The 24,211-nt window shown below is 47.0% G+C and carries 22 protein-coding genes and 2 pseudogenes; 13 read left to right on the plus strand and 11 right to left on the minus strand.

The window, feature by feature from the left end:
- Positions 1-112, plus strand: a pseudogene (locus tag FTU55_RS11680) (IS982 family transposase); the annotation flags it as partial.
- 14 nt (positions 113-126) lie between these two features.
- Here the strand turns inward: FTU55_RS11680 and FTU55_RS11685 are convergent.
- Both FTU55_RS11685 and FTU55_RS11690 read right to left on the minus strand, forming a co-directional pair.
- Positions 127-294: pseudogene (locus FTU55_RS11685) on the minus strand (CoA transferase); the annotation flags it as partial.
- Positions 260-1,483 (minus strand): acyl-CoA dehydrogenase, encoded by a 1,224-nt coding sequence (locus tag FTU55_RS11690; RefSeq protein ID WP_180047169.1) that lies wholly within the window; start codon positions 1,481-1,483, stop codon positions 260-262. The pseudogene FTU55_RS11685 and the gene FTU55_RS11690, both read right to left, overlap by 35 nt.
- Positions 1,484-1,730: 247 nt before the next feature.
- Here FTU55_RS11690 and FTU55_RS11695 point away from each other — a divergent pair, with 247 nt between their 5' ends.
- A complete protein-coding gene (locus FTU55_RS11695; protein ID WP_127801448.1) occupies positions 1,731-2,690 on the plus strand; it encodes a LysR substrate-binding domain-containing protein in 960 nt (319 codons plus the stop codon).
- Positions 2,683-3,387 (plus strand): NAD-dependent deacylase, encoded by a 705-nt coding sequence (locus FTU55_RS11700; protein WP_016659034.1) that lies wholly within the window; start codon positions 2,683-2,685, stop codon positions 3,385-3,387. Before FTU55_RS11695 ends, FTU55_RS11700 begins: the two co-directional genes overlap by 8 nt.
- Before the next feature lie 89 nt (positions 3,388-3,476).
- Here the strand turns inward: FTU55_RS11700 and aspA are convergent, their stop codons facing one another.
- Positions 3,477-4,925, minus strand: a complete 1,449-nt coding sequence (gene aspA / locus FTU55_RS11705) for an aspartate ammonia-lyase (protein ID WP_168405484.1) — start codon at positions 4,923-4,925, stop codon at positions 3,477-3,479.
- 424 nt (positions 4,926-5,349) lie between these two features.
- Between aspA and putP the strand changes: the two genes are divergently transcribed.
- A complete protein-coding gene (gene putP / locus FTU55_RS11710; RefSeq protein ID WP_104490403.1) occupies positions 5,350-6,858 on the plus strand; it encodes a sodium/proline symporter PutP in 1,509 nt (502 codons plus the stop codon).
- Between the two features lie 93 nt (positions 6,859-6,951).
- Here putP and FTU55_RS11715 read toward each other — a convergent pair whose 3' ends face one another.
- The gene (locus tag FTU55_RS11715) at positions 6,952-7,434 is read right to left on the minus strand and encodes an Lrp/AsnC ligand binding domain-containing protein (RefSeq protein WP_005178547.1); all 483 of its coding nucleotides are present in this window, start codon (positions 7,432-7,434) and stop codon (positions 6,952-6,954) included.
- 129 nt (positions 7,435-7,563) lie between these two features.
- Between FTU55_RS11715 and putA the strand changes: the two genes are divergently transcribed.
- The 4 genes from putA (at position 7,564) to FTU55_RS11735 (ending at position 13,540) form a co-directional block, all read left to right on the plus strand.
- Positions 7,564-11,316 carry a trifunctional transcriptional regulator/proline dehydrogenase/L-glutamate gamma-semialdehyde dehydrogenase gene (putA, locus tag FTU55_RS11720; RefSeq protein WP_180047171.1) on the plus strand — a complete coding sequence of 1,251 codons (3,753 nt, stop codon included), beginning with the start codon at positions 7,564-7,566 and terminating at the stop codon, positions 11,314-11,316.
- A gap of 252 nt (positions 11,317-11,568) precedes the next feature.
- Positions 11,569-12,651 (plus strand): tRNA (uridine(54)-C5)-methyltransferase TrmA, encoded by a 1,083-nt coding sequence (gene trmA / locus FTU55_RS11725; protein WP_180047173.1) that lies wholly within the window; start codon positions 11,569-11,571, stop codon positions 12,649-12,651.
- A gap of 243 nt (positions 12,652-12,894) precedes the next feature.
- Complete coding sequence (locus FTU55_RS11730) at positions 12,895-13,119, plus strand: hypothetical protein (protein WP_005178553.1); 225 nt, start codon at positions 12,895-12,897, stop codon at positions 13,117-13,119.
- Positions 13,120-13,285: 166 nt separating this feature from the next.
- Positions 13,286-13,540, plus strand: coding sequence for a hypothetical protein (locus tag FTU55_RS11735; protein ID WP_045795440.1), 255 nt, complete (start codon positions 13,286-13,288; stop codon positions 13,538-13,540).
- Here the strand turns inward: FTU55_RS11735 and FTU55_RS11740 are convergent.
- Entirely contained in the window at positions 13,527-14,375 is an 849-nt protein-coding gene (locus FTU55_RS11740) for a phosphodiester glycosidase family protein (protein ID WP_180047175.1), read from the minus strand. The two genes, FTU55_RS11735 and FTU55_RS11740, sit on opposite strands and share 14 nt — an antisense overlap.
- Before the next feature lie 84 nt (positions 14,376-14,459).
- On the opposite strand from FTU55_RS11740, the gene FTU55_RS11745 reads away from it, so the two are divergent.
- On the plus strand, positions 14,460-14,990 hold the full coding sequence (locus FTU55_RS11745) for a lecithin retinol acyltransferase family protein (RefSeq protein ID WP_005178558.1): 531 nt from the start codon (positions 14,460-14,462) through the stop codon (positions 14,988-14,990).
- Between the two features lie 141 nt (positions 14,991-15,131).
- Here FTU55_RS11745 and FTU55_RS11750 read toward each other — a convergent pair whose 3' ends face one another.
- Positions 15,132-16,856: a glutamine--tRNA ligase/YqeY domain fusion protein gene (locus tag FTU55_RS11750; RefSeq protein ID WP_016659047.1), complete on the minus strand. Its 1,725-nt coding sequence runs from the start codon at positions 16,854-16,856 to the stop codon at positions 15,132-15,134.
- Between the two features lie 166 nt (positions 16,857-17,022).
- Here FTU55_RS11750 and FTU55_RS11755 point away from each other — a divergent pair, with 166 nt between their 5' ends.
- Complete coding sequence (locus FTU55_RS11755; RefSeq protein WP_005178561.1) at positions 17,023-17,532, plus strand: peptidylprolyl isomerase; 510 nt, start codon at positions 17,023-17,025, stop codon at positions 17,530-17,532.
- Between the two features lie 57 nt (positions 17,533-17,589).
- Entirely contained in the window at positions 17,590-18,309 is a 720-nt protein-coding gene (locus FTU55_RS11760; RefSeq protein WP_127798866.1) for a UDP-2,3-diacylglucosamine diphosphatase, read from the plus strand.
- Between the two features lie 63 nt (positions 18,310-18,372).
- Here the strand turns inward: FTU55_RS11760 and hpaI are convergent, their stop codons facing one another.
- Positions 18,373-19,167: a 4-hydroxy-2-oxoheptanedioate aldolase gene (hpaI, locus tag FTU55_RS11765; protein WP_075166833.1), complete on the minus strand. Its 795-nt coding sequence runs from the start codon at positions 19,165-19,167 to the stop codon at positions 18,373-18,375.
- 248 nt (positions 19,168-19,415) lie between these two features.
- On the opposite strand from hpaI, the gene nfsB reads away from it, so the two are divergent.
- Positions 19,416-20,069, plus strand: coding sequence for an oxygen-insensitive NAD(P)H nitroreductase (gene nfsB, locus FTU55_RS11770; RefSeq protein ID WP_005178567.1), 654 nt, complete (start codon positions 19,416-19,418; stop codon positions 20,067-20,069).
- A 97-nt stretch (positions 20,070-20,166) separates the two neighbouring features.
- Positions 20,167-20,400 carry a hypothetical protein gene (locus FTU55_RS11775; RefSeq protein ID WP_005178570.1) on the plus strand — a complete coding sequence of 78 codons (234 nt, stop codon included), beginning with the start codon at positions 20,167-20,169 and terminating at the stop codon, positions 20,398-20,400.
- On the opposite strand, the gene FTU55_RS11780 is transcribed toward FTU55_RS11775, so the two are convergent.
- The 4 genes from FTU55_RS11780 to FTU55_RS11795 form a co-directional block, all read right to left on the minus strand.
- A complete protein-coding gene (locus FTU55_RS11780) occupies positions 20,363-21,217 on the minus strand; it encodes a DMT family transporter (protein ID WP_104494872.1) in 855 nt (284 codons plus the stop codon). The genes FTU55_RS11775 and FTU55_RS11780 overlap by 38 nt on opposite strands.
- Before the next feature lie 112 nt (positions 21,218-21,329).
- On the minus strand, positions 21,330-22,367 hold the full coding sequence (gene fba / locus FTU55_RS11785; RefSeq protein ID WP_005178575.1) for a class II fructose-bisphosphate aldolase: 1,038 nt from the start codon (positions 22,365-22,367) through the stop codon (positions 21,330-21,332).
- A 137-nt stretch (positions 22,368-22,504) separates the two neighbouring features.
- On the minus strand, positions 22,505-22,780 hold the full coding sequence (locus FTU55_RS11790; RefSeq protein ID WP_005178577.1) for a hypothetical protein: 276 nt from the start codon (positions 22,778-22,780) through the stop codon (positions 22,505-22,507).
- Between the two features lie 132 nt (positions 22,781-22,912).
- The gene (locus FTU55_RS11795) at positions 22,913-24,100 is read right to left on the minus strand and encodes a phosphoglycerate kinase (RefSeq protein WP_005178578.1); all 1,188 of its coding nucleotides are present in this window, start codon (positions 24,098-24,100) and stop codon (positions 22,913-22,915) included.
- Positions 24,101-24,211: the final 111 nt, after the last annotated feature.

The raw sequence follows: 24,211 nt of genomic DNA on the forward strand, positions 1-24,211 counted from the left end.
TAAAGCACGTAGTCTTCATGGATTTCTGAGTGGAATTTACGCCTCACTATGTGCATATCAATTAACCCATCAAAATAAGCCAACAATTCAAATTAAGGAATCATCGGCTTAAGCAGGATCCGGGTTATTTAAACTGTGCGGCAAATTAACCAGCATCTGCCGATGCTGAATTTGTGGCTCAGCCAAGGCATCTTCAATCGAGTTAATTACACCGACCGGTACTTTGACCGCATGAATCCGGCGTACCCATTCCTCTGCATTAATTACAAAATGCAGCAATTCCGGTCTGTGCTCGGCCCAGAATTAAGGCATGTACGTCATGCGTCCCTTCATAGGTATTCACCACTTCCAGATTCACCAGATGACGCGCCACACCAAATTCATCCGAAATACCGTTACCACCCATCATGTCACGGGCCAAACGGGCAATATCCAGCGCCTTGCCACAGTTATTACGCTTGATTAAAGATGTTCCTTCAATCGAGGCAATACCTTCATCTTTCATGCGGCCAAAACGTAATGCGGCCTGTAAACCTAAAGCAATTTCAGTTTGCATATCAGCCAGTTTTTTCTGGATTAACTGATTGGCAGCCAAAGGACGACCAAACTGTTTACGGTCCATGGTGTATTGATGTGCGGTATGCCAGCAGAACTCTGCCGCACCCATCGCACCCCAGGCAATGCCATAACGGGCACTGTTCAGACAGGTAAACGGACCTTTTAAGCCACGGACTTCTGGGAAAGCATTTTCTTCTGGGACAAATACGTTATCCATTACAATTTCACCGGTGATGGAAGCACGTAAACCGACCTTGCCGTGAATCGCAGGCGCAGACAGCCCTTCCCAGCCTTTTTCCAGAATAAAGCCGCGAATGTCACCGACATTGCCTTCAGGTGAAACTTCTTTGGCCCAGACCACAAATACATCGGCAATTGGGCTGTTGGTAATCCACATTTTTGCGCCTGTTAAACGATAACCGCCATCGACTTTTTTGGCACGGGTAATCATGCTGCCCGGGTCAGAACCATGATCCGGTTCGGTCAGACCAAAGCAGCCAATATATTCACCCGTAGCTAATTTTGGTAAATACTTCTGTTTTTGTTCTTCCGAGCCAAATTCATTAATCGGTATCATCACCAGCGAACTTTGTACACTGGCCATAGAACGGTAGCCTGAATCAACACGCTCAACTTCACGGGCAATCAGACCATAGCTGACATAATTTAAACCGGCACCGCCGTATTGCTCAGGAATGGTCGGGCCCAGCAAACCGAGCTCGCCCATTTCACGGAAAATGGTCGGATCGGTTTTTTCATGACGGAACTGTTCTAATACACGTGGCATCAGCTTGTCCTGACAATAGGCTGCAGCAGTATCACGGATCATGCGCTCTTCTGCAGTCAGCTGCTGCTCCAGCAGGAATGGGTCTTGCCAGTCAAAATGTACTTTACGGCCTGAATGTGAATTTACCATTTGATTCATAGCTTCCTCTGCCTGAATAATGTTCTCGTTGTTTGTGTTGATACTATGTGTGAAAAATAATATTTTCAAACGAGATTTTTTAATGCAGATATGCATTCTCCTCATATCTTAAATAAGCGTATTTATACTGGAGCGGCGCATCATGCTAAAACCCGTGAAGAAACAATAAAAAATAACCAAATTGGCGATCATAGCGCCTTCATCTATGCTATTTTCAAATACCTGTGCAGATAAAGGATGATCTGAAATGCGGCGTAATATTCCCTCTTTACAGGCCTTGCTCTGCTTTGAGTCGGCAGCCAAGCATTGCAGTTATACCCATGCCTCGCAAGAGCTGTTTATTACCCAGAGTGCGGTTTCCCGGCAAATCCAGCAGCTGGAAGAATTTCTTAGCTTAAGCCTGTTTATCCGGACCCGGCATGGGGTCGAGCTGACGCCTGCAGGACAGCATTATTATAAAAGTATCAAACCCTATTTACTGGGGCTGGAGCAAAGCACGCTCGATGTGATGTCGCATAAAGGATTAGGCGGCACCTTAAAGCTGGGCGTAGTACCGACCTTTGCCACGCGCTGGCTGGTGCCGAAGCTGCATCGTTTTAACCAGCGCTATCCGGAAATTACCATCCATTTGGAAACCAGCACCAAGCCGTTTTTATTTAATGAAAATATTTTTGATGCGGCCATTTATGCGGGCACGCAGCAGCAGATTGATCATTGGCCCGGAATCCACACCCATTTTTTAATGAAGGAAGATGTGGTGCCGGTGTGCTCACCGCAGCTGATTGCCCGGCATTTTCCTGCGGCACAAAAAAGCCATCGCTATGGTTATAACCTGGCTGCTGAACAATTACAGCAACTGCCCTTATTACAGCAAACCACACGACCGACCATCTGGCAGGAATGGTTCCAGACCCAGCAGATTGAGCATGCCCATCCGTATGATGGACAGCGTCATGAACTGTTTTCGATGCTGGCTGTGGCCGCCAGTCATGGCATGGGCATGGCACTCATCCCGCAAATGTTGATTCAGCAGGAATTAACCAGCGGTGAACTGGTACTGGCCTCAGATCAGCAGCTCAGCGGCCGGCGCTCCTATTATCTGGTACATTCTAGTCAGGAAAATTCAGTTTTAATTCAGAAATTTGTAGAATGGATGCAACAGGAAGTCACGCACAGTATCGCCACACAGGAATCTGCCTATGCCTAAACTGATTGTTTTCTCCGGTGCCGGAATGAGCGCCGAAAGCGGGATTAATACCTTCCGTGATAGTGATGGATTGTGGGAACAGCATCGGGTGGAAGATGTGGCCACGCCGGAAGCCTGGGCCAAAAATCCGGCGCTGGTGCAGCGTTTTTATAATGAACGGCGCAAAAATATTCTGAATGCCCAGCCCAACGCGGCACATCAATTGATTGCCGAACTGGAACAGTATTTTGATGTGGCTGTTATTACCCAGAATATTGATGATCTGCATGAACGTGCCGGTAGCCAGCAGGTATTACATTTGCATGGCAATATCCGGCTGGCCAAAACCTCCGGTCCCGATGCACAAACCACTACCCGCTTTTACCCGATTGAAGGCGCCGAGCTGGATTTGGAACGTGATGTTTGTGACGCGGGTTATCCGCTACGGCCACACGTGGTCTGGTTTGGTGAAGCGGTACCAGCCTATGCACAAGCGATTGAATGGGTGCAGGATGCCGACATTTTTATTGTGATTGGCAGCAGTCTGGCGGTCTACCCGGTGGCAGGTCTGGTTCATGAAATTCCGGCCAGCTGTCAGGCCTTTTATATTGACCCGAAAGCCAATCAGCAGCATTTACCAGCACAATATGAATGTATTGCCGCCACTGCAACCCAAGGTTTGGCACAGTTAAAGCCACGTCTGCTGGCGGCCCTGTAAGTTGAATCAAAACCCTCAGCCAAACACAAAAGGCTCAAAACCAATATATGACCTTGAGCCTTTGCTGTTTTACTGAAGCAGTCAGTGTCTTAGCTGACTTGGGCAAAAACTGCTTCCGGTGGTGTTACCTCACTGACCAGACTATGCAGGGCAAAAATTTCATCCAGCTGTTCCTGAGTCAGTAATTCCTGCTCCAGTACCACCTGCTGAATGGTTTTGTTTTCAGCAATACACAGTTTCCCGATTTCATCACATTTGGCATGACCTAGAATCGGATCAAGCAAAGTGACAATACCGACGCTACGCATCACCGCATCATGGCAAGCCTGTTCATTGGCCTGAATGCCCTGAATACATTTCTCATCCAGACTTTTCATGGCTTGAGTCAATAACTGGATGGATTCATGAATCGACACGGCAATCACCGGTTCCATCACGTTTAACTGCAACTGCCCGGCTTCGGCCGCCATGGTCACGGTCAGGTCATTGCCAATCACTTTAAAAGCAATCTGGTTCACCACTTCCGGAATGACCGGATTGACCTTGGCCGGCATAATCGAAGAACCGGCCTGCAACTCCGGTAACCGGATTTCCCCCAGACCGGTACGCGGGCCAGAACTTAATAAACGCAGGTCATTACAGATTTTCGATAACTTCACCGCCAGACGTTTCAGTGTGCTGGATAAAATGATGAAAACCCCACAGTCGCTGGTGGCTTCGACATAATCTTCTGCGCCAATTAATGGCAAGCCGCTAATCTCTTTTAAAGCCTGCACCGCTTCCTGGGCATAGCCTTTGGGAGTATTTACACCCGTACCAATCGCGGTAGCGCCGAGGTTAATTTCCAGTAACAACTGACGGGTCCGGTCAATCAGTTTTAAATCTTCTTTTAACAAGGTGGCAAAGGCACGGAACTCCTGCCCCAAGGTCATCGGCACGGCATCTTGCAGCTGGGTCCGGCCCATTTTTAATACATACTGAAATTCAGCTACTTTCTTGTAGAAACTGTCAATCAGGTTACGCATCTGCACGAACAGATCATCCAGACTGTAATAAGTCGCTAAACGCAAGGCTGTTGGATAGACATCATTGGTCGATTGCGACTTATTAACATGATCATTTGGATGAATGGAAAAATAACTGCCTTTTTCCAGACCCAGATGTTCTAAGGCGATATTGGCAATCACCTCATTGCTGTTCATGTTAATCGACGTTCCGGCACCGCCCTGATAAACATCTAAAGGGAAATGCGCACGCCATGCAGCAGGCTGTTCAATCAGCTGGTCACAGGCATACTGAATCGCCTCAGCCACCTGCGGGGAGATTTTCTCAAACTGTAAATTGGTTTGTGCAGATGCCTTTTTCACTTGCGCCAAAGCACGAATAAAATGCAGGTTTTCACCGACCTGCTGATTGGAGATCTGGAAGTTCTCCAAGGCACGCAAGGTATGAATACCATAATAACTGTCTGCCGGCACTTCTTTAGCACCCAGCAAATCATGCTCTATTCTTGTTTTCTCTGTCTGAACCGTAATCACACTGTTTACTCACTATTTCGCACCAATATTGTGCATAAGAAAATCTTAAACCTGTGCCAGCCTGAAACTACACAAGATTGATACGCTTTTTGAAATATTTAATTACACATTCTTTCTGAATGTACTGGATGTAACATAATGTAAATTTACTCCATTTTTAAGCCAGATTTAACAGATCCTCTCCATATTTGCAAAAATAAAAATATCTATGGCTTTATTCAAAATTTTGACTTAATAATTTTCCGCTCATTGCTCCCATTTTTTCAATTGTATCTAAAGCTACAAACTGCAACATAAGACCGCTATAAATCCCGTCGAAATGTTACAGAACGTAATTTTAATTCCATGCTTGAATCAGCTCCTTGAAAAAATGCGCAAAAAATCATCTCGGATGGATGAACGCTTACAGACAAAGGATGGGCATATGAGTCAACTGAATCCCACATTAATTACCTTTATATTTTATATCGTGGCCATGATCGGTATTGGGCTGTATGCCTACAAGGCCACCACAGATTTCTCGGATTATATTCTTGGGGGCCGCAGTCTGGGCAGCGTGGTGACTGCGCTTTCTGCCGGCGCATCGGATATGAGCGGCTGGCTGCTGATGGGTTTACCCGGTGCAATCTATCTGGCCGGATTATCTGAAGCCTGGATCGCCATCGGCCTGATTATTGGTGCATGGTTAAACTGGCTTCTGGTCGCCGGGCGTTTGCGGGTTCATACCGAAGTACAAAACAATGCCCTGACCCTGCCGGATTATTTCACCAGCCGTTTTGGCGACCGCAAGAAAATTCTGCGCGTCAGTTCAGCACTGGTGATTCTGGTATTTTTCGCGATTTACTGTGCATCCGGCATGGTGGCCGGTGCGCGTTTATTTGAAAGCCTGTTTGGCTGGTCCTATACCACGGCGCTGTGGATTGGCGCGATAGCCACCATCAGCTATGTCTGTATTGGCGGCTTCCTGGCGATTAGCTGGACCGATACCTTCCAGGCCGGGCTGATGATTTTTGCCCTGCTGATTACTCCCATCATGACCTATCTGGCATTGGGTGATCATAGCCAGCAGATTGGTCTGTTACTGGAAACTGCGCGTCCACATGCCACGCAGATGCTGTCCGGTTTAAGTTTTATTGCCATTTTATCTTCCTTGGCATGGGGCTTAGGCTATTTTGGACAACCGCATATTCTGGTGCGTTTTATGGCGGCCGACTCGGTCAAAACCATTCCAGCGGCGCGTAAAATTGGCATGAGCTGGATGATCCTCTGCTTGGGCGGCGCGGTGGGTGCCGGTTTCATTGCCATTGCCTATTTCCAGCAATTTCCAGAACTGGCGGCTGTGGTGAATCAGAACCCGGAAACCGTGTTTATGGAGCTGACCAAAATCCTGTTTAATCCGTGGATTGCCGGGATTATTCTGGCCGCCATTTTAGCCGCGGTCATGAGTACGCTCAGCTGCCAGTTACTGGTCTGCTCCAGTACCTTAACTGAAGATTTATACAAGGCTTTTTTACGCAAAAATGCCTCACAAAAAGAGCTGGTCTGGGTCGGCCGTTTTATGGTGTTGTTGATTGCAATGCTGGCAATCTGGCTGGCCAGCAATCCATCGAGTAAAGTCCTGGGTCTGGTGGCCTATGCCTGGGCCGGATTTGGCGCGGCTTTTGGTCCTCTCATTATTCTGTCGCTGTTCTGGAAACGCATGACCCTGAAAGGCGCGATTGCCGGGATGCTAGTCGGTGCGATGACCGTGATTGTCTGGAAAAATGTCATGGCCGATACCGGACTCTATGAGATTATTCCCGGCTTTATTCTGGCCAGCCTGAGTATTGTAATAGTCAGTCTGCTCGACCGGGCACCAAGTACAGAGGTGATTGAGCGCTTTGAACAGTCAGATGCCGAGTACAAAAAAGCCATGCAGGAAATGAACAGCTAGCACAGCAATCTACCGAATTGATTGATCATCCATAAAAAAAGGAGCTTCGGCTCCTTTTGGGTTTTAACGGAAAATACAGACAAAGATGACGGTTTATTTGGCCTTGTGCTGGTATTTCAGTTTTAGCTGCGAGCTTTCCTTAATCACTTCCATCACCGGATAACTGCGGGTTTCTTTCACCCCCGGCAACTGCCATAAAATTTGCCCGGAAATCTTGCGGAATTCTTCCATATTGGCACAGCGGATTTTTACTACAAAATCGAAACCACCACTAATCATGTGACATTCCACAATTTCCGGATGCTGCAAAATCGCATCTGAAAATTCCTCCAGTACATTCGGCGTGGTTTTATCCAGCAGAATTTCCACAAATACCACAAAACTGCTATTCAGCAACTCCGGATTCAGCTTGGCTTCATAGCCCAAAATAAAGCCATCTTTACTCAGTTTCTGTACCCGCGCCAGCGCAGCAGTTGGCGATAAATTGACGGCTTCTGCCAGTTTAATATTTGAAATCCGGCCATCTTTTTGCAGAATATCCAGAATTTTAATGTCAGTGCGATCCAGGCTCATCATTCCATTCATAATCCGTATTTATCTCTAAAAATAACAAAAATTATAGTGAGTTATTCGGCATATTTTCTGTGATCATAAATTATATAAGGTACACCGTTCAACTAAAATATATCGTCACAGGATGTTGGCATGAACATGATGGATAGCGAAACCCATTTCGACGACGCAAAACCGCATTTGGATTACATCACTGAATTCAAAGAAAAAAATGAGGCAGAAATTGCCATTAATACGGCATGGCGTCGCCCTGAAAGTGAATGTGTCAGCCACTTACTCGAGCACAGTGAAATTCCTGATGCACTGAACAGCCAAATTTATGAGCTGGCTTTTCAGCTGGCCCACTCCCTGCGTGAACGTAAAAATTCCAGCGGTAAAGCCGGTCTGGTGCAAGGCCTGTTGCAAGAGTTCTCCCTCTCTTCACAAGAAGGCATCGCCCTGATGTGTCTGGCCGAAGCGCTATTACGTATTCCCGATACCGCAACCCGTGATCTGCTGATCCGTGACAAGATCAATCAAGGCAACTGGAAAGAGCATTTAGGCCAAAGTAACCTGATGTTTGTGAATGCAGCGGCCTGGGGCTTAATGCTGACCGGCAAGCTGATGGAAACCCCGAAACAGAACAGCTTAAGCGGTATTCTGACTGGCCTGCTGGCGCGCAGTGGTCGTGGCATTATCCGTAAAGCGGTAGATGTCGCCATGCGGATGATGGGCGAGCAGTTTGTCACCGGCGAAACCATTAGCGAAGCCCTGCAACATGCCGAACCTTTGGAAGAAAAAGGTTTCCGTTATTCCTATGACATGCTCGGCGAAGCGGCCCTGACCGAACACGATGCAGAGCGTTATTTTGATGACTATCAAAATGCCATCCATGCCATTGGCCAGGCCTCTAAAGATAAAGATGTTTATACCGGTCCGGGGATTTCGATCAAGCTCTCTGCCCTGCATCCACGTTATCAGCGTGCCCAGATTGACCGCGTGCATACCGAACTGTATGACAAGGTGCTGCAACTGGCGGTGCTGGCCAAGGACTACAATATTGGCCTGAATATTGATGCCGAAGAATCTGAACGACTGGAAATGTCTTTAGAGTTGCTGGAGCGTCTGTGTTTTGAACCGGCACTGGATGACTGGAAAGGCATTGGCTTTGTGATTCAGGCCTACCAGAAACGCTGCTTCTATGTGGTAGATTATGTGGTTGATCTGGCCAAACGCAGCCAGAAACGCCTGATGATCCGTCTGGTGAAAGGCGCCTATTGGGACAGCGAAATCAAGAAAGCGCAAATTGATGGCATGTCGGATTATCCAGTGTTTACCCGTAAAGTGCATACCGATCTGTCCTATATTGCCTGTGCGAAAAAATTACTGGCGGCACCGGAACAGATTTATCCACAGTTTGCGACTCACAATGCCCAGACGCTGGCCACGATTTATCATCTGGCCGATCCAGCGCGTTACTACGCTGGCCAATACGAATTCCAGTGTCTGCATGGTATGGGCGAGCCATTGTATGAAAATGTGGTCGGCTCGAAACAGCAGCAGAAACTCGGTGTGCCGTGCCGTATTTATGCGCCGGTCGGTAACCATGAAACCCTGCTAGCCTATCTGGTGCGTCGTTTGCTGGAAAATGGTGCCAATACCTCTTTCGTCAACCGTATTGCCGATAAGACCCTGAACATTGAAGATCTGATCGAAAATCCGCATCAGACTATTTTAGCCACGGCTCAACAGGAACAGAAAGTCGGCCAGAAACATCCGGCGATTCCCTTACCGCATGAGTTATATGGCGAGCAGCGCGACAACTCTGCCGGCCTGGACTTAGCCAATGATCAGGACTTGGCGGCATTAAATACAACCGCGCAGAGTTTGCATCAGCATCAATGGACTGCCCTGCCCATGGGTGAAGGCTTAACCACCCAAGACAGTGCCGATGTACACGCGATTTTAAACCCGGCTCAGCATCAGGATATTGTTGGTCATGTACAGGAAGCCACAGCAGCACAGGTCAATCAGGCCCTAGAAAATGCGGTACAGGCACAAGCCGTCTGGGCCAATATTTCCAAACATGAACGCGCACAATGTCTGGAACGTGCTGCCGATTTAATGCAGGCACGCCTGCAACCGCTCATGCTGCTCCTCTGCCGCGAAAGTGGCAAGACCTATGGCAATGCCATTGCCGAAGTGCGTGAAGCAATTGATTTCCTGCGCTACTATGCCGCGCAAATGCGTGATCTGGACATCAATACCCAGATCATTCCGCTAGGGCCGGTGCTGTGTATCAGCCCGTGGAATTTCCCGCTGGCGATTTTTAGCGGCCAGATTGCCGCGGCACTGGTGGCTGGCAATACCGTTCTGGCCAAACCGGCCGAGCAGACCCCGCTGATTGCAGCGCAAGCGGTGCAGATTTTATGGGATGCCGGCATTCCGCAAAATGTACTGCAACTGCTGCCGGGACGCGGTGAAACAGTCGGTGCGCAGCTGAGTCAGGATGAACGGATTCAGGGGATTATGTTTACCGGCTCGACTGAAGTCGCCAAAATCCTGAATCAGACCGTGGCCAAACGTTTAAGCCAGACTGGTAGTGCCATTCCACTGATTGCGGAAACCGGCGGACAAAACGCCATGATTGTTGATTCTTCAGCCCTGACCGAACAGGTGATTCTGGATGCGGTCAGCTCTGCTTACGACAGTGCCGGACAACGCTGCTCTGCCCTGCGAATTTTATGTGTGCAGGAAGATAATGCCGACACGGTACTGACCATGCTCAAAGGTGCCATGCAGCAGTTGCGCGTCGGTAATCCTTATTTGCTGAAAACCGACATTGGTCCGGTGATTGACCTGGAAGCGCAGAACAATATTGAGCGTCATATTGAAAAAATGCGCATTAAGGGCTATCCGGTGCATCAGTTGATGTGGAATAAGCAAAGCGATGCAAGCTTGCAACACGGCACTTTTGTACCACCAACGCTGATTGAACTGCCGCATCTGGATGATCTGGAGCGCGAAGTGTTTGGCCCGGTACTGCATGTGATTCGCTACCGTTATGGACAGCTTGATCAACTGCTGGCGCAAATCAATGCCAAAGGTTATGGCCTGACCATGGGCTTGCATACCCGTATTGATGAAACCATTCATAGCGTAATTGCCCAGGCCGAAGTCGGCAACCTGTATATCAACCGTAATATTGTCGGTGCTGTGGTCGGGGTGCAACCTTTTGGCGGCGAAGGCCTGTCGGGGACCGGACCTAAGGCCGGTGGACCGCTGTATCTCTACCGCTTAATGCAATACTGCTCGCAGAAAAAACTGGCTCAACCATTTGCGGCACAGGCTCTGCATCCAGCAGCAATGCCTGCCCTGTATAACCAACTGGTGGACTGGGTACAGGCTGAGTTCCCGCAGCAGCTAATTCAGCTGCCGGAGAAAATTGCCACGGGTCAGAGCTTCAATCTGACTGGTCCAACCGGTGAAAGTAATCAGTATACGATTTTGCCACGTCATGCCGTGCTATCCCTGGCCGAACAGGAGCTGGATCAGATTCATCAGTTACTGGCGATTTTTGCAGTCGGCAGTCAGCCGGTGGTTCTGGCAGAAAACCGCTTCATGCTGAAATATCTGCCGAAAATGCCGCCAGAGATTGCCCAGCGGATTCGCGTGATCCCAGACTTGCTGCATGGCGATTACGATGCAGTGCTGCATCATGGCAGCTCGGCGCAATTGCTGGAGTTACAGCAAACGGTAGCGCAGCGTGCCGGAGCGATTGTCGGCATCAGCCATCTCAAACCGAATGATCCGAAAATTCCGCTGGAACGTCTGGTGATTGAACGGGCCATCAGCATTAATACTGCTGCAGCTGGAGGGAACGCCAGCCTGATGACGCTGGATTAAAGCCACCCCTTTTCATGGTGTTATTCCTCTTTGCCAAACCAACTCTCCCTGGTCTCTGTTGGTTTGGCTTTTTTTATCTTTGCTCTCGCAAGTGATGTATTTCCCGGCTTTAATCTGCCGATCTGTTGAGCTGAAGCTCGATTTCTTCCCTCACGCTACCGCAATTTAAGGTTTGCACAGAATATCTTTAGGCATCTGCCTGAAACTTTGTTACCATCCCCTGTCTCAATGGGTTTGTGATTTTTACTGCATATGACTTCATCTTATCAGCAACAACTTGATGCCAAAGTTGCACGTATTTCTGCACAGTTAGCCGAATTTAATCCTCCAGCACTGGAGGTGTTTGCCTCGCCTGAACAGCATTTCCGTATGCGTGCAGAATTCCGGATTTGGCATACCGAAGATGACCTGTTTTATGCCATGTTTGAACGCGATGAGCAGCAGAACAAAAAAGTCATTCGAATTGATGAATTTCCAATTGCCGATGCCAGCATCAACCAGTTAATGCCGGTACTGCTGAATGCCTTAAAAGCAGAACCGCTGTTATCCAATCGCCTGTTTGAAGTGCATTTTCTGGCGACCTTAAAAGGTGAAATGCTGGTTTCACTGATTTATCGCTGTCCATTAACTGCAGAGTGGGAAGCGCTGGCCAAACAGCTGGCCGAGCAACTGCAGATTAAAATTATTGGCCGGAGCCGTGGCCAGAAACTGGTACTGAGCGATGAGTTTGTGGTGGAAGAACTGCAGGTCTTTGAACGCCAGTATCAATACAAACAGATTGAAAGCAGCTTTACCCAGCCGAATGCACGTGTTTGCCAGCACATGCTGGAATGGGCCTGTACAGCTGCCGGACACGCCAATCAGGATCTGTTAGAGCTGTACTGTGGCAATGGTAACTTTACCCTGCCGCTGTCGACCCGTTTTAATCGCGTCTTAGCCACAGAACTGGCCAAATCTTCAGTCTATGCGGCGCAGTGGAATATTGAGCAGAACCAGATTGACAATATTCAGGTGGCGCGTTTATCTGCCGAAGAATTTACCCAGGCCTACAATGGCGAGCGTGAATTCCGCCGTTTGCAGGAAGCCGGCATTGAGATGTCCAGCTATCAGTTTGATACCGTGTTTGTAGACCCCCCACGTGCTGGTATTGATGCCGAAACCTTAAAACTGCTACAACGTTTTGAGCGGATTATTTATATCTCCTGTAATCCGGATACGCTGCATGACAATTTGCAGACTTTGGCCAGCACCCACAAGATCACCCAATTTGCCCTGTTTGACCAATTCCCTTATACCCATCATGTGGAATCTGGTGTCTTACTGGAAAAGATCTAAAACAATTTGTTTCAAATTATATTATTCAGTCCGAAAAGGAAGATTTTTTAATCTTCCTTTTTTCTTATAAAAATAAGCAACTTAGTTATAATCAAGGCTTATAGCCATCATAATTACGTTTAAACTGTTACAAGCTATCGAAATTTCTAGAGTCTGTTTGCTGCTTTTATCACTTTAGTCGACTTGCATTAATTTTTAAATTGGCTATATTTCGAGCTATGTTAGGTTGCAAATGAAGGCTCTATGAGTTTTTGGCAAAAGCTGTTCGCTCAGGAACAGCAAAACGAGCATAAGAATCAGATTGCTTGTGTTGAAAATGATTGCTCTTGTAAGACAAATGAACAGCTTCTTGAAGCTTTAGCAAAAGCGACAGATGAAGATGTGATTATCGGTATTAAAAAGGTTCTCGCTTCGCGCGGCTATAGCCGTAAAGAGTTGAATGAACTTCAACATTTACCCCTGCAATAGCAGAGTCTGACCACAGAAAAAGGCATTTAGAATTTCTAGGTGCCTTTTTTATTGGTCTGATTTTAATCAGATTTCTTAGTTTTGAAATTTTTTTCATGTATGCTCAAGGGCTTAGATCAGTCTTGATCGTATTTTTAATTCAATACATAACAATAAGGATACCGCTATGAATAACAAAATGATCGGCGCTCTTACACTTCCACTGCTCTGCCTGGCCCTCACAGGCTGCGACCGTATGCCGGCAGAATGTGAAGAAGCCTGGGACAAGATGGACAGCTTGAGCACAAAAATGGGGCTTTCGGAAGAACAACGTCAATTCCAGAAAAAACAGTTTGAGGCCGGAATCAAAGAAATGTCGACTGAAGATGCCAAACGCCTCTGCAGCCAGCAAACCCAGACCTTAGGCATTATTGGCCAGTAGATTTTTCTGGCTCAGTCGCGCAGGCTGAATCATCAATATACGCCAGCATCAGGCCAACTGCGCGGTACTGGCGATGGCGTTTTAAGGCCGCAATATACACAGAAGATACTGAACCATCCAAGTACAGCGCATTCGGTGTCTTAAGCTGCTGCTGAAACAGCCGGGCAAAGTCATAAAAATTTATTGGCTGCTGGCTGATCACAAAATACAGGGTGGAATCCTTCAGCCCAACGCCATTGCGGATTTTTCTGGAATCGGAATCCGGAATAAAGTTTGGGTTAATTTTTCCGTCAATCACCAGCATCGGGCCAGATTGGGTGGCATATTTCGGTTGCACATTGGCCTGCTGATACTGCTGGGTGGTCATCAACAGTGGCTGCTTGTCCCAGGCCAGTACCCCATTCGGCTGAATCAGAAAATTGCCCCAGCCTTGGGTCTGGGTATTTAACTGGCTTACCCTCTTGCCCTCTTCAATATACAGCCCGACGGGTGCATAATCGGCATGGAACATCCCGGCATTCATGGCAAATTCCAGCTGCTGGCACGATTGCAGATCATCCTGGAGCGCAGTGAAATAACGATAGGGCTGCTGTGCTGTATTCTTTAATACCAGCTTCAGCTGCGCCATTGATCGGATTTCCGTGACATCAAAATCACCCAGCCTATGTTTCAGCTGCCAGCTGTGGATTTGCGGCTGTGCCTGCGCCCAGTTTGCACTGCAAGCACTCAGCAGAATCAGCAGTTTTAACAGCGGCTTGGCCGTGACTTGCGCAAAGTACTGTCCTAACTTTTTCATTACAACTGTTCCCTGTTCATCGTTGTATAATTCAGCCATTCTTGTCGCCTCCCTGTCGATTCTTGTGCCAAGAAGCAGTACACTAGAGCTTTAAAATACACCTGTCACTTTACTAATGTCACAATGCTCAAGCAGAACACACGGTTCCCTTTAGGGGCGCATCTGATTGTCAAACATTTCGGCTACACCCACCACGGGATTTATGCCGGACGTGGTCGTGTTATTCATTATTCCGGTTTTGCGCATTTATTTAAAAAACATCCCATCGAAATCACCAGCCTGGACAAGTTCAGTCATGGCAAACCGGTGCATGTGCAGCATTATGATCAACCCAAATATAAAGGCCGTAAAGTGGTGCGCCGGATGCGTTCACGGATGCATGAAAATAATTATCACCTGATTATCAACAACTGCGAACATTTATGCACCTGGGCCATTACCGGCGTGGAAAGCAGTCCGCAAGTCTTCCGGATGATGAACCGCTTAACCACCATTGGTTATGTCAGCTCCTTAATGAGCTATATGAACAGCATGATGCTGACCCTGACCACCACCTGTTTTGCCCTGGTGCTGTATATTAAAAAGAAATTGCGCGACAAAGCCAAAATGCAGATGCCGACCCATCTGTTTTATAAACGCGATGAAAAGAAATAACACACCGGATCATCTGTAAATCAAATTTTTTTTTAATTTAACGTGCTACTTCCTTTCAACGTTTACTTTCCATTTTCAACACCGCATAAAAAAGCCCACTGAGTCCAGCAGGCTTTTTCAATCATCTAGCAAAATGCGCTTTTATTTGCCCGGTTTGAAGCTGTCTTTTAAGTCCAGAATACGGTTAAACACTGGCGTTTCGCTGGAATGATCATACTGATCCGCCACGAAATAACCTTCACGTTCAAACTGGAAACGATCTTCTGCTTGCGCTTGCGCTAAAGCCGGCTCAATAACCGCTTGTACCACTTTCAATGAGTCCGGATTCAGATTCGCCAGGAAGTCATCGCCGACTTCTGGGTCAGATTCGGTGAATAGACGGTCGTAAATACGCACTTCAGCTTTCACGCCTTTAGTGGCAGATACCCAGTGAATCACGCCTTTTACTTTACGGCCTTCCGGATTCTTACCTAAAGTTTCAGGGTCGATTGAACATTTCAGCTCAATAATTTCACCCTTGTCATCTTTAATGATTTCGTCGCACTTGATCACATAAGCATGACGTAAACGCACTTCACCGCCCGGAATCAGACGTTTAAAGCCTTTCGGTGGCTCTTCTTCGAAATCTTTACGGTCAATATAGATTTCAGAGGTGAGCGGAATGACACGCTCGCCCATATCTACGTTTGGATGACGCGAATGAGTCAGATCCATTTCTGCTGGCAGATTGGTTAACGTCACTTTTAATGGATTCAGCACAGCCATACCACGCGCTGCGGTATTTTCTAGCGACTGACGGATGCAGTATTCCAGCATTGCCACATCGACAATCCCGTCAGACTTCGACACACCAACGCGCTTACAGAAATCACGCAAGCCTTCCGGAGTAAAGCCACGACGACGCATACCCACTACAGTTGGCATACGCGGGTCGTCCCAACCCTTAACAAAACCACCTTCCACCAGACGGCGCAGCTTACGCTTTGAGGTAATGGTGTAATCGACGTTTAAACGGCTGGATTCATACTGACGTGGTACCGCCGCTGATTTTACCTTTTCCACTACCCAGTCATAGAACGGACGGTGATCCTGGAATTCAAGCGTACACAGTGAATGAGTAATGCCTTCAATCGCATCGGATAATGGATGCGCATAGTCGTACATTGGGTACATTTTCCATTTGTCACCGGTCTGGTGATGCTCGGAATGTAGCACACGGTACAAAATTGGGTCACGCATATGTACGTTTGGCGATGCCATATCAATTTTGGCACGCAATACCGCCTGACCTTCGCCCAGCGCACCATTACGCATCTGTTCAAAACGCGCCAGGTTGTCTTCTACAGACGCATCACGGTATGGTGAGTTTTTACCCGGCTCGACAAATGAACCACGATTCAGCTTGATTTCTTCAGGAGTTTGCAAATCGACATAGGCATCACCCTGTTCAATTAACTGCACCGCCCAGCTATACAACTGGTCAAAATAGCTCGACGCATAGCGTGGCTCGCCATTCCAGTTAAAGCCCAACCATTTCACGTCGTTGGCAATACCATCTACATATTCTTGTTCTTCGGCATCCGGGTTGGTATCGTCAAAACGTAAGTTACATAAACCGTTAAATTCTTCGGCAATCCCGAAATTCAGGCAAATTGCTTTCACGTGACCAATATGTAAGTAACCGTTCGGTTCTGGTGGAAAACGTGTGATCACTTTTTCAGTACGGCCTGCTGCCAGATCATCGGTAATGACCTGACGCACAAAATCTAAGCCCGGCTGTTGTTCTTGCTGCGCAGCATCGACAGAGGCATGGTTACTTGGTGTCGGGGTGTTAGGCAGAGATGAAACAGCATCATTCGGCTTCATAGTTAATAAATCACTTCTAGATAAAAATTTAGGATAATTAAAACGCTATTCCCACTTTTTAACAAAGAAAATAACGTTTTTACTTGCCTTGTAGTTTACAGTTTGCTTATGCTTCTCTCAACCAAAAAACCCATGGCTTTTTTGTCCATGATTAGGAGATAACACAATGAGTTTTCCTCAAGTCGAATTAAACACCAACAAAGGTCGTATTGTTCTTGAGCTTAACACTGAAAAAGCACCTAAAACTGCTGAGAACTTCCTTCAATACGTTCGTGACGGTTTCTATGATGGCGTAATTTTCCACCGTGTCATCGATGGTTTCATGATTCAAGGCGGCGGCTTTGATGAAAACTTCAAAGAAAAAGCAACCCGTGATTCAATCGAAAACGAAGCAGACAACGGTCTGAGCAATGACGAAGGGACCATTGCAATGGCGCGTACCCAGGCTCCGCACTCTGCATCTGCTCAATTCTTCATTAACGTGAAAAACAACTCCTTCCTGAACCACACGGGCAAAACTGCACAAGGTTGGGGTTATGCCGTATTTGGTAAAGTAGTTGAAGGTATGGATGTAGTTGCTGAAATCAAAGGCGTACGTACAGGCAACCGTGGTTACCACGCTGATGTTCCACTAGAAAATGTGGTCATCGAATCTGCCAAGATCATTTCTGAATAAGAATCCCTCTCAACCTCCCGTTATTTAAGGGCGTTGGGAGATTCCAAGGAAAAGATTGTGACCTATCTGTTTATTTCAGATTTACATTTGTCACCTGATCACCCTCGACTCGTTCGGGGGTTTTTAGATTTATTACGTACTTATCAGGATCAAAACACCCAGCTGTATATTTTAGGCGACTGGTTCAATGCCTGGATTGGCGATGACTACACCGCCCCTTGGCTGGATGAAATTGTCAGCGCTTTAAAACAGTTTAATGCCGCAGGCAATCAGCTGTATTTTCAGGTCGGCAACCGCGATTTCGCACTGCATGAGGTTTTTTTACAGCAGTTTAACGGGCAATTATTACCTGAAATTGACACCCTCACTATTGGCCAGACCCGCTATCGTCTGGAACATGGCGATGCCTTGTGCACCGATGATGTATCCTATCAGCGCTTTAAAAAAGTTATCCGTCATCCGCTCGTGCTGCGTCTGTTAAGAAAAACTCCGCTGTCCTTTCGCAGCAAACTGGCCAACGGTTTTCGCAAACAAAGCCGCGCTTCTAAAGAAGTTAAATCGTATGAAGTGATGGATGTGAATCCGGCTGCGGTAACGCAGGCTTTGGCCGAGGTGGATGTACTGATTCATGGTCATACCCATCGACCAGCCATCCATGAGCTGAATGGCAAAAAGCGGATTGTGCTGGGGGACTGGCGTGCGCATGAGGCACTGATTCTGGAAATTGATCCTGAACAGCCTACCACTCACCTGCAACTGAAACGCTGGACCTATTAAGCAGCAGGTGGATGACTATAAATCCCCACCTCCTGCATCATCTGTCAGGTTAATAATGACCGCTTAATACCCCCCTTCAGGTTTTACCCAGCTCGCTCCGGTTTTATATTTGGCCAGCAGCTCACGCAAGGAATTCATTAATACGCTGGTATCGACACCGACAGCGACAAATTCGGTACCCAGTTCAATATATTTTTGCGTCACGTCATGTTGAGTCGATAAAATCCCGGCCGCTTTACCCGATGCGCGAATTCGTTGAATTGCATCAACCACTGCGTTTTGCACGTCAGGATGGTTCGGATTGCCTTCATAACCCATAGTGGCAGATAAATCTACTGCGCCAATAAATACCCCATCAATGCCCTCGACTTTTAAGATGTTATCCAGATTTTCCAGCCCTGTAACTGACTCAATCTGAATCAGCAAACAGATATTTTCATGTGCAGTGGCATAATAATCCGGAATACTGTTCCAGCGTGTGGCACGTGCCAAAGCCGCACCTACACCGCGAATCCCTTCCGGTGGATAACGCACTGCTTTAACCATCAGTTCGGCCTGCTCCACGGTTTCCACCATCGGAATCAATAAGGTTTGTGCGCCAATATCCAGCAACTGTTTAATAAGCTGCACACTGCCAATTGGCGGACGGACCACCGCCTGTGACGGATAGGCCGCAATACTTTGCAGCTGGGCCAGTGTGGTTCTTAAATCACTGGGCGCATGTTCCCCATCAATCAGCAACCAGTCATAACCGGCATTGGCCGCAATTTCAGTGCCATAGGCATCGGCCAGACCGACCCATAAACCAATCTGCTGCTGGGTTTTTAATTTATGTTTAAAGTGATTACGATAGTCCATCGACAGGCTCGCTATAGTCCACACCTACTTCCATTAAATGTCGATTTTTAAAAATTGCCAATATTCAAAACCGCTGTTGTGATTTGATTTAACACTTAATCGGGCAATAACTGAAAATACGATGAGCACTTTTTAAGGTTAATTTTGACAATAAAATTGCAGCGAATATGCCATCAAAGCCATCAAAATGGCGTATGATGCTGAAGGTTCAGCCTTTCTCAATTTATCCTTATTGCTGGAGTATCTTTATGGATTTGCTCGACGTCGTACGCAGCCGCTATACCACCAAAGCCTATGATCCTGCAAAAAAAATTCCTCAAGAGCAGTTTGAACGCTTTCTCGAAATTCTCCGTTTTACCCCCTCTTCTATTAATATCCAGCCCTGGCATTTCTTTATTGCCGAGCATGATGCAGCCAAGCAGCGTATCGCCAAAGCCCTGGTCGGGAAATATGCCTACAATGCGCCTAAAGTCTTAGATTCTTCCCACACCATTTTGTTCTGCACCAAAGCCGATATTAGCGATGAGCATCTGGACAATTTGTTGCAGCAGGATGATGTCAGCGGCCGCTTTAAAGATGCCAGTGCCAAGCAGGGCCAGAAAGACAGCCGTAGCGGATATGTGGATTATTACCGCAATGAAAAAGGTGATATTCAGCGCTGGGCCGAAAACCAGACCTTTATTGCCTTGGGTCAGATGTTGCTGGCTGCCGGTATTGAAGGTGTAGATGCCACCCCGATTGGCGGCTTTAATGAACAGATTCTGACAGAAGAACTAGAATTACAGGACAAGGGTTTAATTCCATCGGTGCTGCTGACCTTGGGCTATCGCAGTGAGCAGGACTTTAATGCTAAACTACCCAAGTCACGCCTGAATAAAGATGAAATTTTCACCAAATTGTAAGAACTACATTACATAATACAGGGACGAAAGTCCCTGATTTCGGCTTGATTTTTGCTTTCCCTTTCACAACACAATAATAATAGACCGGAGAAGAAAGATGTCTATCCTTGCCCAGCTCCCAATGAAGTTTGAATGTCGTCAATGCAATAAACTGTATTTGCATCAATATCAGCAGGAAAAACGCCATTATCCTCATTGTCCGAGCTGCCAGAAAGCCGGTCTGTTACTGGGCATTGCCGAACTTCAGGACCTGATCAAACATCCGCTGATTTTTGCTGCCAGCTTCATCAAATTCAAGCCGTCATCGCATAAGCTAAACACATCACACTGATGATGCCCAGACCCAGCCCGATGGCGGTGCTGGGTTTTAATTTTTCTTTAAAGAACAGCAAACCGCTGATTACCCCTAAAATCACCACCAGAATATTCATGCCGGCAAATACAACCGCCGGTGAATCTTTTAAAGCCATATGTGCTTTGACATAAAACGCGATATTGGCAAAATTCAGCATCCCCAAAATTAAGCCTGCCACTATATTTTTGCCACTGCCCCAGCTTTTGTGCTGAATCAGAATATACCCCAACGATAAAATAAAAGCGCAGATGAACATTAGGTTCAATACCAGCGCAAACTGCAGGCCTAAACCGGTGGTGTATTTCAGCAACACATCAATCAGCGCATAACCGACCCAGACCAAAGCCAAATACAGCATACCCGCCTGGGCGGACGATGCACCGCCACGATGCGAATATAAAATACACAGTACCGCTGCAATCCCCAACGCAATCCCGACAATTTTCAGGCTATTAAACTGTTCCTGGAAAATAAAATAGGCCGCAGTTAAAGACAGCACCACCGACAGCCGCTGGGCAATTTCGGTTTTTAAAATTCCGGCAGTTTGTAATGCTTTGGCTAAAAACAGGAATACGCTTGGCAATAATACCCCTAAAGCCAGAATCAGCAGCCACGGCGTGTCGGTGAGGGACAGCTGTTGTACATTAGGCTGAAACCACCAAAAACACAGCACACTGGCCGAGGCATAATTCCAGCTGATCATCTGCAAAGGTGAATAGCCGCGGTTCTTTGCGACTTTCAAGAGAATCGACACCACCACACTACAAATGGCCGCTGCTAAAATCAGTTCCATGATCTACTCTTATTTATATGCATTATGTGATCTGCTCTGCTGCACTATAGCGGTTCAGATACAGAAAAGCCCACGCAATGTGGGCTTTTTTTTATAAATACTTCACCAAGAATTATTTATAACGATCTACCATTTTCTCTAAAGAAATTGGACGGATCTTGTCGGCATTGCCCGCAGTACCAAACGCTTCATAACGTGCAACACAAATATCTTTCATTGCATCGACCGTTTTAGCGAAGAATTTACGTGGGTCAAACTCGCTTGGTTTTTCAGCCATGAAGCGACGCATTGCACCGGTAGAGGCCAGACGCAAGTCGGTGTCGATGTTAATTTTACGCACACCGTGCTTGATCGCTTCAACCAGCTGCTCAACAGGTACACCATAAGTTTCCTTGATGTCACCGCCGTACTGGTTGATCACTGCCAGCCATTCTTGTGGCACAGAACTTGAACCGTGCATCACCAGATGCGTATTTGGCAGTGCCGCATGAATTTCTTTAATACGGTCAATCGCCAGAATATCGCCTGTAGGTGGACGGGTGAATTTGTACGCACCGTGTGAAGTACCCACTGCAATTGCCAGTGCGTCTACATTGGTGTCTGCTACGAAAGAACGTGCTTCTTCAACTGAAGTCAGCAATTGAGAGTGATCCAGTACACCTTCTGCACCGACACCATCTTCTTCGCCGGCCATACCTGTTTCAAGGCTGCCTAGACAACCGATTTCACCTTCAACAGAAACGCCACATGCGTGCGCCATTTGTACCACACGACGGGTCACATCTACGTTGTATTCATATGAGGTCGGAGTTTTACCATCTTCACCCAGTGAACCATCCATCATGACTGATGAGAAGCCAAGCTGGATAGAACGTTGACATACGTCAGGACTGGTACCGTGATCTTGGTGCATCACCACCGGAATGTGTGGCCATTCTTCAATTGCAGCCAAAATAAGATGACGTAAGAATGGTGCGCCTGCGTACTTACGGGCACCTGCAGATGCCTGTACGATTACAGGTGAATTCGTCGCATCTGCGGCCAACATGATTGCGCGCATTTGTTCTAAGTTGTTTACGTTAAACGCTGGTACGCCGTATCCGTGTTCACCGGCGTGATCCAATAGCTGGCGCATTGAAATAAGAGCCATAATATCCTCCCAGGTAATGCTGCATATTCTACATGGGGATTTGTTTCAATTCAGCAACAAAACGTCGTATTTAAAAAAAATCCCTGCCAATGCAGGGACTTTTATACAAATTACTACAATTTGTGGAGCTTTTAGGATTATTGCGCTTCAGATGCTGGCGCTGCTGCGCTGTCTGGGGTTGCGGCATCTGCTGGTGCATTGGCCACTTCTTCAGGCACATCGGTATTGTTTTCATCAAGTACTGGCTGATCAATTGCATCAATCGCCGCTTGCTGTTCTGCAGAAATTTGCTCTGACGCTACAGCTGCTGATGCATCTGCAGTGGTCGCTGTTGCATTGTCGTCTTTTTTAGCACATGCAGTGAAAGCTAAAGATGCAGCAAGTAACGCGGCAAGAGTTAATTTTTGGTTCATCAGAATATCCTACAACCCGGTGATTTTTGATCATAATATTTCAGAAACATGACAGTTTTATGACTAAAAAATGAAGTGCATAAAAAAGGCTGACCGAGGTCAACCTTTTGTCATCTTGCAAGCGTGTGCGAATTAAGCACGTTCTAGCAATACGGCAACTGCTGGTAAGGTCTTGCCTTCTACAAACTCAAGGAAAGCACCGCCACCTGTAGAGATATAACCAATTTTGTCTGCAACTTCATATTTGTCGATGGCAGCCAAGGTGTCACCACCACCTGCAATTGAGAAGCCTTCTGATTCAGCAATCGCTAAAGACAGGGCTTTAGTCCCTTCACCGAACTGATCCACTTCGAATACGCCAACTGGGCCATTCCAGAGAATGGTTTTAGAAGTTTTCAAGATCTCAGCAAATGCTTTGGCTGTTTCTGGACCAACATCCAGAATCATGTCGTTGTCAGCCACATCTTCTACTTTTTTCACGGTTGCTTTGGCAGCCGCCAGTGAACCCAAGAAGTCATCAAAGTTGATTTCAGATGCATCTGCAACTACCACATCCGTTGGAAGTGGTACAGATACTTTGGCAGCAATGGCTTTGGCTGTGTCGATCAAATCATTTTCACACAGTGATTTACCCACGTTGTAACCCGCAGCAGCCAGGAAAGTATTGGCAATACCACCACCCACAATCAACTGGTCGCAAATGTCAGACAGTGATGTCAATACATCCAGCTTGGTGGATACTTTAGAGCCGGCAACAATGGCCACCATTGGTTTTTCTGGTGTTTGCAGTGCACGGCCAAGTGCATCCAGTTCAGCAGCCAGTAAAGGACCTGCTGCTGCCACTTTAGCAAGACGCGCCACACCTTCGGTTGATGCTTCTGCACGGTGCGCAGTACCAAAGGCATCCATTACGAATACATCACACAGCGCTGCATATTTTGCTGCCAGCTCAGGATTGTTTTTCTTTTCACCCACGTTAAAGCGGCAGTTTTCAAGTAGCACCACTTGACCTGCTTCTACCTCTACACCATCCAGGTAGTCAGTCAATAATTTGACTTCCTGACCTAATGCTTCGGTCAGGTAAGCTGCGACAGGCGCAAGTGATTGTTCAGCTTTAGGTTCACCTTCAACAGGACGACCCAGGTGAGAATACACCATTACAGCTGCGCCTTTTTCCAAAGCCGCTTTAATTGTCGGTAAGGCAGCACGTAAACGCGCATCGCTGGTAATCACACCATTTTTCACCGGCACGTTTAAGTCTTCGCGGATCAGAACACGCTTTTGTGCCAGGTCGAGGTCAGTCATACGCTGAAAATTCATGTATAGCTCACTTTTTAGATATTAAAATCGCCAAGATTCTAAATGATTATGCAGAAAAAGGTTAGCTTCTTTTGCAGAAAAGCTAACGATTGCCAAAGTTTTGTTATGATA

This window comes from Acinetobacter sp. YH12117 (assembly GCF_013418865.1).
Taxonomy (GTDB): Bacteria; Pseudomonadota; Gammaproteobacteria; order Pseudomonadales; family Moraxellaceae; genus Acinetobacter; species Acinetobacter indicus.

Bases quoted from the DNA above. Each gene is read 5' to 3' on its own strand.
- FTU55_RS11755 (WP_005178561.1), top strand. From the start codon at position 17,023: ATGAGTTTTCCTCAAGTCGAATTAAACACCAACAAAGGTCGTATTGTT.
- trmA (WP_180047173.1), top strand. From the start codon at position 11,569: ATGACTTCATCTTATCAGCAACAACTTGATGCCAAAGTTGCACGTATT.
- FTU55_RS11745 (WP_005178558.1), top strand. From the start codon at position 14,460: ATGCTCAAGCAGAACACACGGTTCCCTTTAGGGGCGCATCTGATTGTC.
- nfsB (WP_005178567.1), top strand. From the start codon at position 19,416: ATGGATTTGCTCGACGTCGTACGCAGCCGCTATACCACCAAAGCCTAT.
- FTU55_RS11730 (WP_005178553.1), top strand. From the start codon at position 12,895: ATGAGTTTTTGGCAAAAGCTGTTCGCTCAGGAACAGCAAAACGAGCAT.
- FTU55_RS11695 (WP_127801448.1), top strand. From the start codon at position 1,731: ATGCGGCGTAATATTCCCTCTTTACAGGCCTTGCTCTGCTTTGAGTCG.
- FTU55_RS11735 (WP_045795440.1), top strand. From the start codon at position 13,286: ATGAATAACAAAATGATCGGCGCTCTTACACTTCCACTGCTCTGCCTG.
- FTU55_RS11740 (WP_180047175.1), bottom strand. From the start codon at position 14,375: ATGGCTGAATTATACAACGATGAACAGGGAACAGTTGTAATGAAAAAG.
- FTU55_RS11790 (WP_005178577.1), bottom strand. From the start codon at position 22,780: ATGAACCAAAAATTAACTCTTGCCGCGTTACTTGCTGCATCTTTAGCT.
- FTU55_RS11795 (WP_005178578.1), bottom strand. From the start codon at position 24,100: ATGAATTTTCAGCGTATGACTGACCTCGACCTGGCACAAAAGCGTGTT.
- FTU55_RS11700 (WP_016659034.1), top strand. From the start codon at position 2,683: ATGCCTAAACTGATTGTTTTCTCCGGTGCCGGAATGAGCGCCGAAAGC.
- putA (WP_180047171.1), top strand. From the start codon at position 7,564: ATGAACATGATGGATAGCGAAACCCATTTCGACGACGCAAAACCGCAT.
- FTU55_RS11750 (WP_016659047.1), bottom strand. From the start codon at position 16,856: ATGAAGCCGAATGATGCTGTTTCATCTCTGCCTAACACCCCGACACCA.
- hpaI (WP_075166833.1), bottom strand. From the start codon at position 19,167: ATGGACTATCGTAATCACTTTAAACATAAATTAAAAACCCAGCAGCAG.
- putP (WP_104490403.1), top strand. From the start codon at position 5,350: ATGAGTCAACTGAATCCCACATTAATTACCTTTATATTTTATATCGTG.
- fba (WP_005178575.1), bottom strand. From the start codon at position 22,367: ATGGCTCTTATTTCAATGCGCCAGCTATTGGATCACGCCGGTGAACAC.
- FTU55_RS11715 (WP_005178547.1), bottom strand. From the start codon at position 7,434: ATGATGAGCCTGGATCGCACTGACATTAAAATTCTGGATATTCTGCAA.
- FTU55_RS11690 (WP_180047169.1), bottom strand. From the start codon at position 1,483: ATGAATCAAATGGTAAATTCACATTCAGGCCGTAAAGTACATTTTGAC.
- FTU55_RS11775 (WP_005178570.1), top strand. From the start codon at position 20,167: ATGTCTATCCTTGCCCAGCTCCCAATGAAGTTTGAATGTCGTCAATGC.
- FTU55_RS11780 (WP_104494872.1), bottom strand. From the start codon at position 21,217: ATGGAACTGATTTTAGCAGCGGCCATTTGTAGTGTGGTGGTGTCGATT.